Here is a 17,390-nt window from a genome sequence, read left to right on the forward strand (position 1 = left end):
TTTGTGTTATTTCGCTGCCATGGAGATAATCCTTCTGGTCCGTTTGGTGAAAATAAGGAAAGGATGTGGCTAACCCTGGCAGCGAACACCCCGAGCACAGCGAAGAATCCAGCCTGAAAGAGAAAATTTTTCAGAGCGCCATCGCGCTTTTTGCCGAGTATGGATTGAACGGTGCCCGCATGGAGCAGATCGCGGAAAAAGCGGGCACCACCAAACGCATGGTGGTTTACCATTTTAAGAATAAAGAGAATCTCTATCTCCTGGTTCTGGAATATGTTTACACCCAGATTCGCGCCAGTGAAAAAGCGCTAAGCCTGGCGGGAATGCCCCCCGTCGAAGCGCTGGTCAACCTGGTTGAAGCCACCTTTGACTATCATGCCGACCACCCGGACTACATCCGGATTATCTGCATGGAAAACATGCAGCGGGGCCGCTTTATGCAGCAGTCGAGCTATCTGCGCCAGGTCAACCGTAGCGCGCTCGACCTGCTGGAGGGCATCCTGCTCCGGGGCAAAGAAAAGCAGCTCTTCAGCCAGACGGTTGACGCCCGCGATCTTCACCGCCTGATAAGCAGCTTCAGCTTTCACTACGTTGCCAACAGCTACACCTTCACGCTCCTGTTTGAAGACGGGGCGGACGAACAGGCTCAGCGCCAGCACTACCGCAAAATGGCCGTTCAGGTGGCGCTCCGCTACACCTGCCCATAAAATTGCTTGCAATTAAATCGCACACTATCTATATTCATCTTATGAACGCGAAAACGAACGACGCAACCGCTGCGCTCAAGCTGGATAACCAGCTCTGCTTTGCCCTCTATTCGGCAAATCTGGCGCTTAACAAGCTGTACCGGCAACTGCTGGCACCGCTGAAACTTACTTACCCGCAATATCTGGTAATGCTGGTGCTGTGGGAGCAGGATGACGTCACGGTGTCGGACATCGGCGAACGCCTGTTTCTGGATTCTGCGACACTGACGCCGCTGTTAAAACGGCTGGAAAGTGGTGGGTTAATCAACCGTCACCGTTCGCGTAAAGACGAACGTCAGGTCGCCGTTACCCTGAGCGAAGCGGGACGTGAACTGCAGCAGCAGGCATTGGGTATTCCCCATGCGGTGGGTTGCGCAGCGCAGTGTGATACCGACACTTTGCTGGCGCTCAAACAGCAGCTCGAACTTTTGCGACAACAGCTACACCGCGCGTAAAGCTATACTTTACGCGTGATTATCACCCATATAAATCGCACGCTATTTAATAGCACACATTAAAGCAAGATGAGGAACCTGCCATGTCTTTAGAAAAAGTTGTTTATACCGCCAAAGCAAAAGCAACCGGTGGCCGTGACGGCCGCGCGACCTCTTCCGATGGCGTACTGGACGTAAAACTGGGCGTGCCAAAAGAGATGGGCGGCATGGGCGGAGAAGTAACGAACCCTGAGCAGCTGTTTGCTGCGGGCTACTCTGCCTGCTTCCTGGGCGCGATGAAGTTCGTGGCCGCACGCGACAAATTTACCCTGCCAAAAGATGCCTTTATTGAAGGCGAAGTGGGTATTGGCCCGCTGCCAACCGGTTTTGGTATCGAAGCAAAACTGAACATCCACGTTGAGGGTATGGATCCCGCGGAAGCCAAAAAGCTGGTCGATGCGGCGCACATTGTTTGCCCGTACTCTAACGCGACCCGCGGCAACATCGACGTGACCCTGAATATTATCGCGTGATAAATGCCTGATGGCGCTGCGCTTTTCAGGTCTACGACCGTAGCCCCGGTAAGCGCAGCGCCACCGGGGAAATCCCCTCCTTCCCTTTCCTCTCTCTGTGCTACCATAAGCCCATATCACGCCCGTAGTAATCAGTAGAGTAAGCGTTATGTCCTCCAGAATTCTGACCACCAGCATTGCTGGCATTGATGCCTTTATGCGCGACCCACGCGGTGTGTTGACCCATGCCGAAGGCGGCACGGTTGCGGTTTTTGCCGACAACGCGCCGGCGTTCTACGCAATCACGCCGGAACGCCTGGCACAGCTTCTGGAGATTGAAGCGCAACTGTCACGCCCGGCGAGCGATATCACGCTGGACAACCAGTTCTTTGATGAGCCGGTCAACGTTCCCGTGACCGTTCCGATGGGAAAATTTGCCCTGTACGCGGGCTGGCAGCCGGATGCAGATTTTCAGCGGCAGGCGGCGCTGTGGGGCATCGCGTTAACCCAACCGGCCACCGCCGAAGAGCTCGCCGCGTTTACCGCCTGGTGGCAGGCGGAAGGGAAAGTCTTCACCCACATTCAGTGGCAGCAAAAGCTCGCGCGTCATCTTCAAATTACCCGCGCCGGCAACAACGGCCAGCCCAAACGCGATATCAACGCGTTTTCCGAACCGGATAAACAGATCCCCAGCGGATTCCGAGGTGCGAAATGAAGAACGTCGGCGACCTGATGAAACGTCTGCAAAAAATGATGCCTGCCAACGTGAAGCCCGCTTTCACCACGGGTGAAGAGCTGCTGGCGTGGCAAAAAGAGCAAGGTGAGATCCGCGCCGCCGCGCTCGCCAGGGAAAACCGGGCGATGAAAATGCAGCGCACCTTTAACCGCTCCGGTATCCGTCCCCTGCACCAGAACTGCTCGTTCGATAACTATAAAGTCGAAACCAACGGACAAATGAACGCCCTTGCCGCCGCCCGTCAGTACGTGGATGAATTCGACGGCAATATCGCCAGCTTCATCTTTAGCGGCAAGCCGGGTACCGGAAAAAACCACCTTGCAGCCGCCATCTGCAACGAGCTGCTTCTGCGGGGTAAATCGGTTCTTATCATCACCGTGGCCGATATCATGTCCGCGATGAAAGACACCTTCAGCAACCGCGAAACCAGCGAAGAGCAATTGCTCAACGATCTGAGCAATGTCGATTTACTGGTCATCGACGAGATTGGCGTTCAGACAGAATCCCGCTATGAAAAAGTGATCATCAACCAGATTGTCGACCGCCGCTCCTCGTCCAAACGCCCCACCGGCATGCTGACGAACCACAATATCGACGAGATGACCCGCCTGCTGGGTGAACGCGTCATGGACCGCATGAAGCTGGGTAACAGTCTTTATGTCATCTTCGACTGGGAAAGTTACCGCAGCCGCGTTACCGGCAAAGAGTATTAAGACAGTTCCAGGAATCGCCGCCTGGGCATAGGTATATACTGGAACCCCTTCGGCCCAAAACGGACCTTTTTGAGAGAGCCATGATGAAAAAACAGATTCTAATCAGCACCTTTTTAGGCGCGCTGCTGGTGACCGGCGCAGCGCAAGCGGCGTCCTGGCAGGAGTCCCTGTCAAGCGCGGCAAATGAGCTGACCAAAGAGAGCAGCAGCTCTCAGGGTGGACTCTCCGCCTCTTCCCTCACCAGCCTGCTGGGCAACAGCTCTCAGAGCCTCAGCGCGGGCACGATGAACAACGCGGCGGGGATTCTGGAATATTGCGCGAAGCAAAAGCTGGCCTCCGTGACCGACGCGCAAAACGTTAAAAACCAGGTGCTGGGTAAACTGGGTCTGGATACCCAGGAGCAGAAAGCGGATACCAACTATATGGACGGCATTCAGGGCCTGCTTAACGCGCAAAACGGGCAGCAGCTAAACCTGAGCACCCTCGGCAACTCTTCTCTGGCAAAACAGGTGAAAACCAAAGCCTGCGATCTGGTGCTGAAACAAGGCGTTAATTTCATCTCCTGATCCATCCCTTTTTCTGCCACAACACGCCGCGTTTAATGCGATAGTCTTGCAACGCGGCGCTAAACGAGCGTTTTTCCTGGTTGCCACCGTCTCAGCGTCCGTTTGTCAGGATGCGACCTTCTTCATAAAAACGATTTTCTAAACCAAATCCTAACAACAGCACACTTTCGTGACACTAAAATTGCAGCTTAACGACATCGCAATTACATTGTATGACCCAAAAAATAAACAGTTAGCCAGCGAAGCACCTGGCGTCATGAGGATATGCTGTTGTCAGAATTCATGTCTCTTATCCTTTTTCTGGCTTCTGTCGGCGTTTACGCCTGGAAAGCCGGCCGTCACACCTGGTGGTTTATCGCCACGCTGGTAGTACTCGGCATTTTTATTATTTTAAACATTACCTTATACGCCAGCGACTATTTTACCGGTGACGGTATTAACGATGCGGTGCTCTACACGCTGACGAACAGCCTGACGGGCGCGGGCGTGGGCAAATACATTCTTCCGGGGCTCGGCCTTATCGTCGCGCTGGTGACGATTTTTGGCGCGCTGGCCTGGGTGCTGCGCCGACGTCGCCATCTTCCGCACCATCATGGCTACAGCCTGCTGGCGTTATTCCTGGCGCTGGCATCCGTCGACGCCAGCCCGGCGTTCCATCAGATCACCGAGCTGGTAAAATCCCAGTCGCGCGATGGCGATCCGGATTTCGCGGCTTACTACAAAGAACCGTCCAAAACGATCGCCAGCCCGAAGCTCAACCTGGTCTACATCTACGGTGAAAGCCTGGAACGCACGTACTTTGATAACGATGCCTTCCCGAACCTGACGCCGGACCTGGGGGCGCTGAAAAACGAAGGTCTCGACTTCAGCCACACCATGCAGCTGCCGGGTACGGACTATACGATTGCCGGAATGGTTGCCTCCCAGTGCGGTATCCCGCTGTTCGCGCCTTTTGAAGGTAACGCCTCAGCCTCGATGTCGACGTTCTTCCCCCAGAATATTTGCCTCGGCGATATCCTGAAAAACTCCGGCTACGAAAACTATTTTGTGCAGGGGGCAAACCTGCGCTTTGCCGGAAAAGACGTGTTCCTGAAATCACACGGTTTTGACCACCTGTATGGCTCAGAAGAGTTAAAAACGACGGTTGCCGATCCGAGCTACCGTAACGACTGGGGCTTCTATGACGATACGGTACTCGACGAAACCTGGAAGAAATTCGAGGAGCTTTCCCGCGCGGGCAAGCGTTTCTCCCTCTTTGCGCTGACGGTGGACACCCACCATCCGGACGGGTTCGTCTCGCGCAGCTGCAAACGCAAAAGCTATGACGTGGATGGCAAAAACAACACGTCTTTCAGCGCCGTGACCTGCAGCCAGGAGCACATTGCCGCGCTGGTCGAGAAAATCAAAGCCTCGCCCTGGTTTAAAAACACCGTCATCGTCGTTTCGTCTGACCATCTGGCGATGAAAAACAGCGCCTGGGATCGGCTCAACAAGCAGGATCGCAGCAACCTGTTCTTCGTCCTGCGCGGCGACCAGCCGCAGCAGGAGGTCATCGCCACCAAACGCAACTCCATGGATAACGGCGCAACCGTGCTGGACATTCTGGGCGGCGACAACTTTATTGGCCTGGGCCGCAGCACGCTGTCGGGGCAATCCCTGTCGGAAGTGTTCCTCAACATGAAGGATAAAATCCTCGCCTGGAAGCCAGACATTATCCGCCTGTGGAACTTCCCGAAAGAGATGAAGGACTTCACCGTCGATCGGGATAAAAACACGATTGCCTTCTCGGGCAGCAGCTTCCGTCTGCCGCTGCTGGTGCGCGTGTCGGCGGGGCGCGTCGAGCCGCTGCCGGAAAGCGAATATTCCGCGCCGCTGCGCTATCAGCTGGCCGATTTTGCCCCACGCGATAATTTCGTATGGGTCGACAGATGTTACAAGATGGGCCAGCTCTGGTCGCAGCCGCTGGCGCTTTCTACCGACTGGTGCGTCTCTCAGGGTCAGCTCGGCGGAGAGCAAACCGTACAGCACGTGGATAAAGCCCAGTGGAAAGGCAAAACCGCGTTCAACGATACGGTGATTGATACCGCGCGCTATCAGCGTAACGTCGACATGCTGAAAATCAGCGATAACGACATTCGCTACAAAGCGGACAGTTTTATCTTTAACGTGGCCGGCGCGCCCGAGGAAGTGAAGCAGTTTAGCGGCATCTCGCGTCCGGAGTCCTGGGGGCGCTGGTCCAACGCGCAGCTGGGTAATGAGGTGAAAATTGAGTACGCCCATCCCCTGCCGGAACAATTCGACCTGGTGATCACCGCCAGAGCGTATGGCCCCAACGCTAACAAGCCCGTACCGGTTCGCGTGGGCAGCCAGGAGCAGATGCTGACGCTCGGGAACGACGTCAGCACGCACACGCTGCATTTTGAGAACCCATCGCGCAGCAATACCCTGGTGATCGTGCCGCCGGATCCGCAGTCCACCAATGAAGGGAATATTCTCGGCCATTCACCGCGCGAGCTCGGCATTGGCATGGTCGAAATTAAAATTGTGAGTCGCGCAGGCTAATGGTCGACCTTAACCTCACCGTCCGCCCCACGCGTCCCGGCGACGTTGCCTCCCTTCCCGCCATTGAACGCGCGGCGGGCGAGCGCTTTCGTGAAGACCCGTGTCTCGCCTGGCTTGCCGACGGTGAGGTCATTTCCGCTGAGCAGCACCTTGAGTATGCCGAACGTGGGCTAAGCTGGCTGGCGCTGGCGAACGACCAGCCCGTCGGGTTTATCCTTGCCGAGGCCCACCCTTCATCACTGTTTATTGTCGAACTCTCGGTTGATCTGGACTGGCAGGGAAAAGGGATCGGCAGGCAGCTTATCGCCTGCGTGGCAGACCATGCCCGCACGCTGGGGCTGGCGTCGCTGACGTTGACGACGTTCAGGGACGTACCGTGGAACGCGCCGTTCTATGCAAAGCTGGGGTTTGAATACGTAGCTGAACTCACGCCTGAACTGCGTGAAAAACGTGAAGAAGAAGCAGCGCACGGCTTAGCGTATAACTCCCGCTGTGCCATGCGTCTGCCGCTTTGATATCGCCCGGTGGCGCTGCGCTTACCGGGCCTGCAACAACCTTCCGTAGGCCGGGTAAGGCGTAGCCGCCACCCGGCACAACGCACCGGGTTAGAACGTTTCCCAGTTATCGCCTGAATCGGCCGTCGCGGCTTTACGCGCCATCACCGGCGTGGAAACCGCTTTAGCCGCAGCGAATTCGCGCGCTTTCATCTGCTCCTGCTGTATGCGGAACACCGCCACGGCCTGAGTCAGACGGCTCGCCTGCTCTTCCAGTGCGGCCGCCGCTGCGGCAGATTCCTCTACCAGCGAGGCGTTCTGCTGGGTCACGCGATCCATCTCAGCGACCGCCAGACCCACCTGGTCGATACCGCGGCTCTGCTCGTCAGACGCAGAGGCGATTTCACCCATGATGTCCGTTACGCGGGTCACCGCGTTCACGATCTCACCCATGGTTTCACCGGCGCTTTCTACCAGCGTTGAGCCCACTTCCACGCGGCCCACGGAGTCTTCAATCAGGCTCTTGATTTCGCGAGCCGCCTGGGCGCTGCGCTGGGCCAGGTTACGCACTTCACCTGCCACCACCGCAAAACCACGGCCCTGCTCGCCCGCACGCGCCGCTTCTACCGCCGCGTTCAGTGCCAGAATGTTGGTCTGGAAGGCAATGCCGTCGATCACGCTGATAATGTCGGCAATTTTCTGCGAACTACCCGCGATATCGCGCATGGTCTGCACCACGTTATCCACCACTTTGCCGCCTTTCTGCGCGGTTTCAGAAGCGCTCAGCGCAAGGTGGCTCGCCTGACGGGCGTTTTCGGCGTTCTGCTTAACGGTTGCCGTCAGCTGCTCCATGCTGGCAGCGGTCTCTTCCAGGGAAGCGGCCTGCTGTTCAGTACGGGAAGAGAGGTCGTTATTGCCCATCGCAATTTCGCTCGCGCCGCTGTAGATCGCGTTCGCGCCGTTACGCACGTCGCCGACGGTACGCACCAGCTCACTCTGCATATGGCGCAGCGAGTCGGCCAGTTCACCCATCTCGTTGGTGCCCTGAACCTCAATGCGCTTCACCAGGTCGCCGCTGGCGATATGGCGAATGTTGTCGATCAGACGATTCAGCGGAGAGATCAGCGTCTGCTTGATGTTGAGCCAGACGGCCACGATCACCACCAGCACGGCAATCAGAACGCTGATCAGCACCCAGATAGCCTGGCTGTAGGAGCTGTTGCTGTCTTCGACCGCCGTCTGATACAGCTTGTCGTTCTGCTGCAGGTAGCTCACATACTGCTTCTCAAAACCGTCCTGATAGCTCTGGGTCGGCTGGTCGAAGAAGGCGTTGATTTTGCCGGCACCCAGCAGCTGAATCAGCTCCGCCAGCGCACCGTGGTAAATATCATAGTTACGCTTGATCTCCATGGCATCCGCATCGCTTTGACGCGGATCGCGCGGCAGGGCTTCGTAGGCAGCCCAGTTTTTTTCCGCCTGTTTCAGAGACGTAGACGCGATTTGCATCAAATCGTTAACGGTCGCGCCGCTGCCGATATTGCTCTGATCCATCATGTAGCGGATACCCGCACGGTTCAGGGTATTACGGGTTTGCAGCAACGCTACCCAGCTGGCGTTCAGCGTGGATTGTTGCTGGCGAATGGTTTGCAGGACGGTGAAATTCTCTTTGTCATTCTTAAGGGCATTAAAGAAAAGACCACCGGACGTGAGTTGTAAAAGGCCAAATATCGCTAAAACCAGCATTAAGCTGGTGACAATCTTGATACGGTTTAACATGTTTTCTCTTTCCTCAGACAGATACAGAATTTTCGGCCTGGAAAGGGAAAACTTTACGAAAATCATTCTGGAATTTGTGGTTTTTACTCTTCTTCCCGCGCTGCGTTATGCCGGTTTCCGAGTTCAATAAACTCTTCCAGCAGCGCCGTCAGCTGTTTCATCTTCTCCGGCGTGTATTCCGCCTCGATCTGCTGATACGCCTCTTCGACCTGCGCCTGGGCGTGTTCATACAGCGTATTCCCCTCTTTGGTCAGCGACACGTACAGCTTGCGCTGGTCGTTCACCGGCTTTAGGCGCAGCACCAGGCCGTCGCGCTCCATGCGCGTCAGGATGCCGGTCAGGCTCGGGCGAAGGATGCAGGTGCGAAACGCCAGATCGTGAAAATCCATCGACGGATGCTCAGCCAGCACGCGCACGATGCGCCACTGCTGCTCGGTCAGGTTATGGCGCTTCACGATCGGGCGGAAGTACGACATCGCCGCTTCCCGCGCCTGCAGCAGCGCGATGGTTAATGAATCATGCATAGCCTTTCCCCTTCCCATCATTAACAAGTAAACAATCCCTAAAAGATGCTTTTATAAACAACACGTTTTCCGTCAAAAAGTCTAACAGAAACCCATCAATTTTATTAAGAACATGATTTTATTATCAATAAAACCCAATATGTAAATTTATTGTTATTCACATCACAAATATTTCACTTCTGATTGCGAAATAAACAGCAAAAGCATAAAACCAGATCATTAACATATTAATGAAATCACAACCCGGACCACCGGGGTGAGGAGTATATGAATGAAAGGTACCGTTTTTGCCGTCGCCCTCAACCATCAAAGCCAGCGTGACGCCTGGCGTGAGGCCTTTGAAAAAGCTCCCTACAACACGCCGCCGAAAACGGCGGTGTGGTTTATCAAACCGCATAACACGGTGATTCGCGCGGGCGAGCCGATCCCCTTCCCGCACGGGGAAACGGTATTAAGCGGCGCGACGGTGGCGCTGGTCGTGGGCAAAACCGCCAGCAAGGTGCGCGTGGAGGACGCCGCGGAGTACATCGCGGGATATGCGCTCGCCAACGAGGTGAGCCTGCCGGAAGAGAGCTTCTACCGCCCGGCCATCAAGGCCAAATGCCGGGACGGATTTTGCCCGCTCGGTGAACTTGTCGCCGTGGATAACGTGGATAACCTGACCATCATCACCGAGATCAACGGCCGCGAAGCGGACCACTGGAGCACGGCCGATCTTCAGCGCAGCGCCGCCGAACTGCTGAGCGCCCTGAGCGAGTTCGCCACCCTCAATCCCGGCGATGCGATCCTGCTCGGCACCCCGCAAAGCCGCGTGGAGATCCGCCCGGGCGATCGCGTGCGCGTTCTGGCGGAAGGTTTTCCGCCGCTGGAAAACCCGGTGGTGGATGAACGCGACGTCGCCATTGCGCACAGCACGCCGCCGCACGCCACGCTGTTTGCCCTCGGTCTGAACTATGCCGACCACGCCAGCGAGCTGGACTTCAAGCCGCCCACCGAGCCGCTGGTATTTATCAAAGCCCCGAACACCTTCAACGGCGACGGCCAGACGTCGGTGCGCCCGAACAATATCGAATACATGCATTACGAAGCGGAGCTGGTGGTGGTCATCGGTAAAACCGCGCGTAAGGTCAGCGAAGCCGAGGCGATGGACTATGTTGCGGGCTATACGGTCTGCAACGACTACGCCATCCGCGACTACCTGGAAAACTACTACCGACCGAACCTGAGGGTGAAAAGCCGGGACGGGCTGACCCCCATTTCCCCAAACATCGTGCCAAAAGAAGCCATCCCCGATCCGCACAACCTCACCCTGCGCACCTTCGTCAACGGCGAGCTGCGCCAGGAAGGCACCACCGCCGATCTTATTTTCAGCATCCGGTACCTGATTGCGTACCTGAGCGATTTTATGACCCTGCAGCCGGGCGACATGATTGCCACCGGCACGCCGAAGGGGCTGTCCGACGTGGTGCCGGGCGATGAGGTAGTGGTGGAAGTGGAAGGCGTGGGACGCCTGGTGAACCGAATTGTCAGCGAGGAGACTGCAAAATGAAAAAGATTAACCACTGGATCAACGGTAAAAACGTCGCCGGAAGCGAGTACTTCCACACTACCAACCCGGCCTCCGGCGAGGTATTAGCGGAAGTCGCCGCCGGCGGTGAAGCTGAAGTTCACCAGGCCGTCGCCGCCGCCAAAGAGGCGTTCCCGAAATGGGCCAACCTGCCGATGAAGGAGCGCGCGCGCCTGATGCGTCGTCTGGGCGACCTGATCGACCAGAACGTGCCCGAGATCGCCGCCATGGAAACCGCCGACACCGGCCTGCCGATCCACCAGACCAAAAACGTGCTGATCCCGCGCGCCTCGCACAACTTCGAGTTCTTCGCCGAGGTGTGCCAGCAGATGAACGGCAAAACCTACCCGGTCGACGACAAGATGCTCAACTACACCCTGGTGCAGCCGGTGGGCGTCTGCGCGCTGGTGTCGCCGTGGAACGTGCCGTTTATGACCGCCACCTAGAAGGTCGCGCCGTGCCTGGCACTCGGAAACACCGCGGTGCTGAAGATGTCTGAACTCTCCCCGCTGACCGCCGACCGTCTGGGCGAGCTGGCGCTGGAGGCGGGCATTCCGGCGGGCGTGCTCAACGTGGTGCAGGGCTACGGCGCGACGGCAGGCGACGCGCTGGTGCGCCATCACGACGTGCGCGCCGTCTCCTTCACCGGCGGCACCGCCACCGGGCGCAACATCATGAAAAACGCCGGGCTGAAGAAATACTCCATGGAGCTGGGCGGCAAATCCCCGGTGCTGATTTTTGAAGATGCCGACATCGAGCGCGCGCTGGACGCCGCCCTGTTCACCATCTTCTCCATCAACGGCGAGCGCTGCACCGCGGGCTCGCGCATCTTTATCCAGCAGAGCATCTACCCGGAATTCGTGAAGCGCTTTGCCGAGCGCGCCAACCGCCTTCGCGTGGGCGACCCGACCGATCCGAACACCCAGATCGGCGCACTCATCAGCAAGCAGCACTGGGAGAAAGTCTCCGGCTACATCCGCCTCGGCATTGAAGAGGGTGCAACCCTGCTGGCGGGCGGCCCGGACAAACCAACCGACCTGCCTGCACACCTGAAGGGCGGCAATTTCCTGCGCCCGACCGTGCTGGCGGACGTCGACAACCGCATGCGCGTGGCGCAGGAGGAGATCTTCGGGCCGGTGGCCTGCCTGCTGCCGTTTAAGGACGAAGCGGAAGGCCTGCGGCTGGCCAACGACGTGGAGTACGGCCTGGCGTCATACATCTGGACCCAGGACGTCAGCAAAGTGCTGCGCCTGGCGCGGAATATCGAAGCGGGGATGGTGTTCGTCAACACCCAGAACGTGCGCGACCTGCGCCAGCCGTTTGGCGGCGTGAAGGCCTCCGGCACCGGCCGCGAGGGCGGCGAGTACAGCTTCGAAGTGTTCGCGGAGATGAAGAACGTCTGCATCTCCATGGGCGACCATCCGATTCCAAAGTGGGGGATCTGACCATGGGTAAATTAGCGTTAGCGGCAAAAATCACTCACGTTCCGTCGATGTACCTCTCCGAGCTGCCGGGGAAAAACCACGGCTGCCGCCAGTCGGCCATCGACGGGCATAAAGAGATCGGCAAGCGCTGCCGCGAGCTGGGCGTGGACACCATCATCGTGTTCGACACCCACTGGCTGGTGAACAGCGCGTACCACATCAACTGTGCGGACCATTTTGCGGGCGTCTACACCAGCAACGAGCTGCCGCACTTTATCCGCGACATGACCTACGACTACGACGGCAACCCGGCGCTCGGCCAGCTGATTGCCGACGAGGCGGTGAAGCTCGGCGTGCGCGCCAAAGCGCACAACATCCCGAGCCTAAAGCTGGAGTACGGCACGCTGGTGCCGATGCGCTATATGAACGCGGATAAACACTTCAAAGTGGTCTCCATCTCGGCGTTCTGCACGGTTCACGACTTCGCCGACAGCCGCAGGCTGGGCGAGGCCATCGTCAGCGCCATCGAAAAATACGACGGCACCGTGGCGGTGCTCGCCAGCGGCTCGCTGTCGCACCGCTTTATCGACGACCAGCGCGCGGAGGAAGGGATGAACAGCTACACCCGCGAGTTCGACCGCCAGATGGACGAGCGCGTGGTGAAGCTGTGGCGCGAGGGGCAGTTCAAAGAGTTTTGCAGCATGCTGCCGGAGTACGCCGACTACTGCTACGGCGAGGGCAACATGCACGACACGGTGATGCTGCTGGGGATGCTCGGCTGGGACAAATACGACGGCAAGGTGGAGTTCCTCACCGAGCTGTTCGCCAGCTCCGGCACCGGCCAGGTCAACGCCGTTTTCCCGCTGCCCGCGTAAGGAGCCACCATGCCGCACTTTATTGCTGAATGTACCGACAATATCCGCGAGCAGGCCGACCTGCCGGGGCTGTTTGCCAAAGTGAACGAGGCGCTGGCCGCCACGGGCATCTTCCCCATCGGGGGCATCCGCAGCCGCGCCCACTGGCTGGACACCTGGCAGATGGCCGACGGCAGGCACGATTACGCCTTTGTGCATATGACGCTGAAGATTGGCGCCGGGCGCAGTCTGGAGAGCCGGGAAGCCGTGGGGGAAATGCTGTTTGCGCTGATCAAAACGCACTTCTCGGCGCTAATGGCGAGCCGCTATCTGGCGCTGTCGTTCGAGCTCGAGGAGCTGCATCCGACGCTCAATTACAAACAAAACAACGTGCACGCGTTGTTTAAGTAATACCGTCCCCTCTCCCTTTGGGAGAGGGTTAGGGTGAGGGGAAATCTCTGCGGCCTGATGCCCTCACCCCGTCCCTCTCCCACGGGGAGAGGGAGAAAACAAACGTAAAACAGGATATCGCCATGCTCGACAAACATACCCATACCCTGATCGCCCATCGTCTGCATCAGGCGGAACAGTCCCGGGAGCAGATCCGCCAGATCTCCCTTGACTACCCGACGATCACCATCGACGACGCCTACGCCGTACAGCGCGAATGGGTCAGCCTGAAGATTGCCGAAGGACGCGTGCTGAAGGGCCACAAGATCGGCCTGACCTCCAAAGCGATGCAGGCCAGCTCGCAGATTAGCGAACCGGACTACGGCGCGCTGCTGGACGACATGTTCTTCCACGACGGCAGCGACATCCCGGTCGATCGCTTCATCGTCCCGCGCATCGAAGTGGAGCTGGCATTCGTGCTGGCAAAACCGCTGCGCGGCCCGAACTGCACCATCTTCGACGTCTACAACGCCACGGACTACGTGATCCCCGCGCTGGAGCTGATCGACGCCCGCTGCCACAACGTTGACCCGGAAACCCAGCGCCCGCGCAAGGTGTTCGATACCATCTCCGATAACGCCGCCAACGCGGGGGTGATCCTCGGCGGCCGTCCGATTAAGCCCGACGAGCTGGATCTGCGCTGGATCTCCGCCCTGCTCTACCGCAACGGCGTGATCGAAGAGACCGGCGTCGCCGCTGGCGTGCTTAACCACCCGGCGAACGGCGTGGCGTGGCTGGCGAACAAGCTGGCACCGTACGACGTGCAGCTTGAGCCCGGCCAGATTATTCTCGGCGGCTCGTTTACCCGCCCGGTGCCCGCCAGCAGAGGCGACACCTTCCACGTCGACTACGGCAACATGGGCTCCATCAGCTGCCGCTTTGTGTAAGGAGACAACCATGCAAAACGCATTCAAAGCGGCGCTGAAGGCGGGCCGCCCGCAAATCGGTTTATGGCTGGGGCTCACCAGCAGCTACAGCGCCGAGCTGCTGGCCGGGGCAGGCTTCGACTGGCTGCTGATCGACGGCGAGCACGCGCCGAACAGCGTGCAAACCGTCTTAACCCAATTACAGGCCATCGCGCCCTATCCCAGCCAGCCGGTGGTGCGCCCGTCGTGGAACGACCCGGTGCAGATCAAACAGTTGCTGGACGTGGGCGCGCAAACCCTGCTGGTGCCGATGGTGCAAAACGCCGACGAAGCGCGGCTGGCGGTACGTGCCACCCGCTACCCGCCCGCGGGCATTCGCGGGGTCGGAAGCGCCCTGGCGCGCGCCTCGCGCTGGAACCGCATCCCGGATTACCTGCAGCAGGCCAACGACGCCATGTGCGTGCTGGTGCAGATTGAAACCCGCGAGGCGCTAAAAAATCTGCCGCAGATCCTCGACGTGGAAGGCGTCGACGGCGTGTTTATCGGCCCGGCGGATCTGAGCGCCGACATGGGCTTTGCCGGCAATCCGCAGCACCCGGAGGTGCAGGCCGCCATCGAGCAGGCTATCGCGCAGATCCTCAGCGCGGGCAAAGCCCCCGGCATCCTGATGGCGAACGAGCCGCTGGCAAAACGCTACCTCGAGCTTGGCGCGCTGTTTGTCGCCGTCGGCGTCGACACCACCCTGCTCGCCCGCGGCGCCGAAGCGCTGGCGGCACGCTTTATCGAACAACCGGTTACGTCAGTTAATAACAATAAATCCGTCTACTAAACGTAAGATCTGGAGCGCACCATGACGACCTCTACCCTGCAAACCCATGATAATAAAGCTGTTGAACATCGCGCCATTAACAAGCTGTTCCGACGCCTGATCGTCTTTCTCTTTATCCTGTTTGTCTTTTCGTTTCTCGATCGTATCAACATCGGCTTTGCCGGGCTGACGATGGGCAAAGATCTGGGCCTCACGTCGACCATGTTTGGCCTGGCCGCGACGCTGTTTTACGTCACCTACGTGCTGTGCGGGATCCCGAGCAACATCATGCTGGCGAAGATCGGCGCGCGGCGCTGGATCGCCGGGATCATGGTGGTGTGGGGCATCGCCTCCACCTGCACCATGTTTGCCACCAGCCCTGAAACGCTCTACGTTCTGCGCATGCTGGTGGGTATTGCCGAAGCGGGCTTCCTGCCGGGGATTTTGGTCTACCTCACCTGGTGGTTCCCGGCCTATCACCGCGCCCGCGCCAACGCGCTGTTTATGATCGCCATGCCGGTGACCATGATGCTCGGCTCGATCCTCTCCGGCTACATTCTGGCGATGGACGGGCTGTGGAACCTGAAGGGCTGGCAGTGGCTGTTCCTGCTGGAGGGGCTGCCGTCGGTGGTGCTCGGCGTGGTGACCTGGTTTTATCTCAACGACACGCCGGATCAAGCTACCTGGCTCGACGACGACGAAAAGCAGGCGCTGAAAACGATGATCGCCCGCGAGCAGGAGGTCGCCATTGCCCAGTCCGTCACGCCGCGATCGACGCTGCGCGAAGTGCTGACCCCGGCGGTGCTGCTCTACACGCTGGCCTACTTCTGCCTGACCAACACGCTCAGCGCCATCAACATCTGGACGCCGCAGATCCTGCAAAGCTTCAACACGGGGAGCAGCAATATCGTCATCGGCCTGCTGGCGGCGATCCCGCAGTTTTGCACCATTCTCGGGATGATCTGGTGGAGCCGACGCTCCGACAGGCTGAAAGAGCGAAAAAAGCACACCATCCTGCCGTACCTGTTCGCCGCGGCGGGATGGATGCTGGCCTCGGCCACCGATCACAGCCTGATCCAGCTGCTTGGCATCATTATGGCCTCAACCGGATCCTTTACCGCCATGGCGATATTCTGGACCACGCCGGATCGGGTGATTAGCCTGCAGTCCCGCGCGGTGGCGCTGGCGGTGATCAACGCCATCGGCAACGTCGGATCCGCCGTCAGCCCGCTGCTGATCGGCATTCTGCGTGATGCGACCGGCAGCTTCAGCTCCGGACTGTGGTTTGTGGCCGGGCTGCTGGTGGTCGGCGCGCTGGTGCTGACGCGCATTCCGATGACGCAGCGGGATCAACAGAGGAACGAGCATGTGCCAGAGCCCTATCGCCAACATTGATATCAGCAAGGAGTACGACGAAAGTCTGGGCACCGACGATGTGCACTACCAGTCGTTCGCGCGCATGGCGGCCTTTTTTGGCCGCGACATGCAGGCGCACCGTCACGACCAGTATTTTCAGATGCACTTTCTCGATACCGGGCAGATTGAGCTCCAGCTCGACGATCACCGCTACTCGGTGCAGGCCCCGCTGTTCGTCCTCACGCCGCCGTCGGTGCCGCACGCGTTTATCACCGAATCCGACAGCGACGGACACGTGCTGACGGTGCGCGAGGATCTGATCTGGCCGCTGCTGGAGGTGCTCTACCCCGGCACGCGGGAAGCGTTTGGCCTGCCGGGGATCTGCCTGTCGCTGGCCGACAGGCCGGACGAGCTGGCGGCGCTGAAGCACTACTGGCAGCTCATTGCCCGGGAATCCACGGAACAGCTGCCGGGGCGCGAACATACTCTGGTCCTGCTGGCGCAGGCGGTGTTTACCCTGCTGCTGCGCAACGCGAAGCTCGACGACCACGCTTCGGGCGGCATGCGCGGCGAGCTGAAGCTGTTCCAGCGCTTTACCCAGCTGATTGACGTTCATTACCACCAGCACTGGACGGTGCCGGAATACGCCAGCGAGCTGCACCTGACCGAATCCCGCCTGACCGATATCTGCCGCCGCTTCGCCAACCGCCCGCCGAAGCGGCTGATCTTCGACCGCCAGCTGCGGGAAGCCAGGCGGCTGCTGCTCTTCTCCGACAGCGCGGTCAGCGACATTGCCTGGCAGCTGGGGTTTAAGGACCCGGCCTATTTTGCCCGTTTTTTTAATCGCTTAGTGGGGTGTTCGCCGAGCGCGTATCGGGCGCAGAAAGTACCGGTGTCGCCTGTTCCCCTCTCCCAAAGGGAGAGGGAGTAACCGTCCCCTCTCCCTTTGGGAGAGGGTTAGGGTGAGGGAAATCACACTCTGCGATCTCTCGCGAAAAGTAC

The 17,390-nt window shown here is 58.8% G+C and carries 17 protein-coding genes and 1 pseudogene; 16 read left to right on the plus strand and 2 right to left on the minus strand.

The window, feature by feature from the left end; translation table 11 throughout:
• Window positions 1-65: 65 nt before the first annotated feature.
• The 8 genes from SPH27_RS11535 (at window position 66) to SPH27_RS11570 (ending at window position 6,784) form a co-directional block, all read left to right on the plus strand.
• Window positions 66-707, plus strand: a complete 642-nt coding sequence (locus tag SPH27_RS11535; protein WP_182072980.1) for a TetR family transcriptional regulator — start codon at window positions 66-68, stop codon at window positions 705-707.
• A 41-nt stretch (window positions 708-748) separates the two neighbouring features.
• Entirely contained in the window at window positions 749-1,201 is a 453-nt protein-coding gene (locus tag SPH27_RS11540; protein WP_048978978.1) for a MarR family winged helix-turn-helix transcriptional regulator, read from the plus strand.
• An 83-nt stretch (window positions 1,202-1,284) separates the two neighbouring features.
• On the plus strand, window positions 1,285-1,713 hold the full coding sequence (locus SPH27_RS11545) for an organic hydroperoxide resistance protein (RefSeq protein WP_023310299.1): 429 nt from the start codon (window positions 1,285-1,287) through the stop codon (window positions 1,711-1,713).
• A 148-nt stretch (window positions 1,714-1,861) separates the two neighbouring features.
• Window positions 1,862-2,407 (plus strand): primosomal protein DnaT, encoded by a 546-nt coding sequence (dnaT, locus tag SPH27_RS11550; protein WP_029742210.1) that lies wholly within the window; start codon window positions 1,862-1,864, stop codon window positions 2,405-2,407.
• Entirely contained in the window at window positions 2,404-3,141 is a 738-nt protein-coding gene (dnaC, locus tag SPH27_RS11555) for a DNA replication protein DnaC (RefSeq protein ID WP_023334409.1), read from the plus strand. Before dnaT ends, dnaC begins: the two co-directional genes overlap by 4 nt.
• An 83-nt stretch (window positions 3,142-3,224) precedes the next feature.
• On the plus strand, window positions 3,225-3,707 hold the full coding sequence (locus SPH27_RS11560) for a DUF2501 domain-containing protein (protein WP_073001066.1): 483 nt from the start codon (window positions 3,225-3,227) through the stop codon (window positions 3,705-3,707).
• 270 nt (window positions 3,708-3,977) lie between these two features.
• A complete protein-coding gene (opgB, locus tag SPH27_RS11565) occupies window positions 3,978-6,269 on the plus strand; it encodes a phosphatidylglycerol--membrane-oligosaccharide glycerophosphotransferase (RefSeq protein ID WP_047060246.1) in 2,292 nt (763 codons plus the stop codon).
• Entirely contained in the window at window positions 6,269-6,784 is a 516-nt protein-coding gene (locus SPH27_RS11570) for a GNAT family N-acetyltransferase (RefSeq protein WP_182072979.1), read from the plus strand. Before opgB ends, SPH27_RS11570 begins: the two co-directional genes overlap by 1 nt.
• A 90-nt stretch (window positions 6,785-6,874) precedes the next feature.
• Here the strand turns inward: SPH27_RS11570 and tsr are convergent, their stop codons facing one another.
• Complete coding sequence (tsr, locus tag SPH27_RS11575) at window positions 6,875-8,539, minus strand: methyl-accepting chemotaxis protein (RefSeq protein ID WP_182072978.1); 1,665 nt, start codon at window positions 8,537-8,539, stop codon at window positions 6,875-6,877.
• Between the two features lie 83 nt (window positions 8,540-8,622).
• Entirely contained in the window at window positions 8,623-9,063 is a 441-nt protein-coding gene (gene hpaR / locus SPH27_RS11580; RefSeq protein WP_182072977.1) for a homoprotocatechuate degradation operon regulator HpaR, read from the minus strand.
• A gap of 271 nt (window positions 9,064-9,334) precedes the next feature.
• On the opposite strand from hpaR, the gene hpaG reads away from it, so the two are divergent.
• The 8 genes and pseudogenes from hpaG (at window position 9,335) to hpaA (ending at window position 17,319) form a co-directional block, all read left to right on the plus strand.
• Window positions 9,335-10,612 carry a 4-hydroxyphenylacetate degradation bifunctional isomerase/decarboxylase gene (gene hpaG / locus SPH27_RS11585; protein ID WP_182072976.1) on the plus strand — a complete coding sequence of 426 codons (1,278 nt, stop codon included), beginning with the start codon at window positions 9,335-9,337 and terminating at the stop codon, window positions 10,610-10,612.
• Window positions 10,609-12,075, plus strand: a pseudogene (gene hpaE / locus SPH27_RS11590) (5-carboxymethyl-2-hydroxymuconate semialdehyde dehydrogenase). The gene hpaG and the pseudogene hpaE overlap by 4 nt, the downstream one beginning before the upstream one ends.
• A gap of 2 nt (window positions 12,076-12,077) precedes the next feature.
• Window positions 12,078-12,929 carry a 3,4-dihydroxyphenylacetate 2,3-dioxygenase gene (hpaD, locus tag SPH27_RS11595; protein WP_048978973.1) on the plus strand — a complete coding sequence of 284 codons (852 nt, stop codon included), beginning with the start codon at window positions 12,078-12,080 and terminating at the stop codon, window positions 12,927-12,929.
• 9 nt (window positions 12,930-12,938) lie between these two features.
• The gene (locus tag SPH27_RS11600; protein WP_087823458.1) at window positions 12,939-13,319 is read left to right on the plus strand and encodes a 5-carboxymethyl-2-hydroxymuconate Delta-isomerase; all 381 of its coding nucleotides are present in this window, start codon (window positions 12,939-12,941) and stop codon (window positions 13,317-13,319) included.
• A 122-nt stretch (window positions 13,320-13,441) separates the two neighbouring features.
• The gene (hpaH, locus tag SPH27_RS11605) at window positions 13,442-14,245 is read left to right on the plus strand and encodes a 2-oxo-hept-4-ene-1,7-dioate hydratase (protein ID WP_039262280.1); all 804 of its coding nucleotides are present in this window, start codon (window positions 13,442-13,444) and stop codon (window positions 14,243-14,245) included.
• Window positions 14,246-14,255: 10 nt separating this feature from the next.
• Complete coding sequence (gene hpaI / locus SPH27_RS11610; protein ID WP_064673190.1) at window positions 14,256-15,053, plus strand: 4-hydroxy-2-oxoheptanedioate aldolase; 798 nt, start codon at window positions 14,256-14,258, stop codon at window positions 15,051-15,053.
• 21 nt (window positions 15,054-15,074) lie between these two features.
• Window positions 15,075-16,427, plus strand: a complete 1,353-nt coding sequence (hpaX, locus tag SPH27_RS11615) for a 4-hydroxyphenylacetate permease (protein ID WP_048978976.1) — start codon at window positions 15,075-15,077, stop codon at window positions 16,425-16,427.
• Window positions 16,399-17,319 (plus strand): 4-hydroxyphenylacetate catabolism regulatory protein HpaA, encoded by a 921-nt coding sequence (gene hpaA, locus SPH27_RS11620; RefSeq protein ID WP_182072975.1) that lies wholly within the window; start codon window positions 16,399-16,401, stop codon window positions 17,317-17,319. Before hpaX ends, hpaA begins: the two co-directional genes overlap by 29 nt.
• Window positions 17,320-17,390 lie beyond the last annotated feature (71 nt).

It is taken from the genome of Enterobacter sp. A103 (genome assembly GCF_034427535.1).
In the GTDB taxonomy this organism is placed as follows: Bacteria; Pseudomonadota; Gammaproteobacteria; order Enterobacterales; family Enterobacteriaceae; genus Enterobacter; species Enterobacter asburiae_B.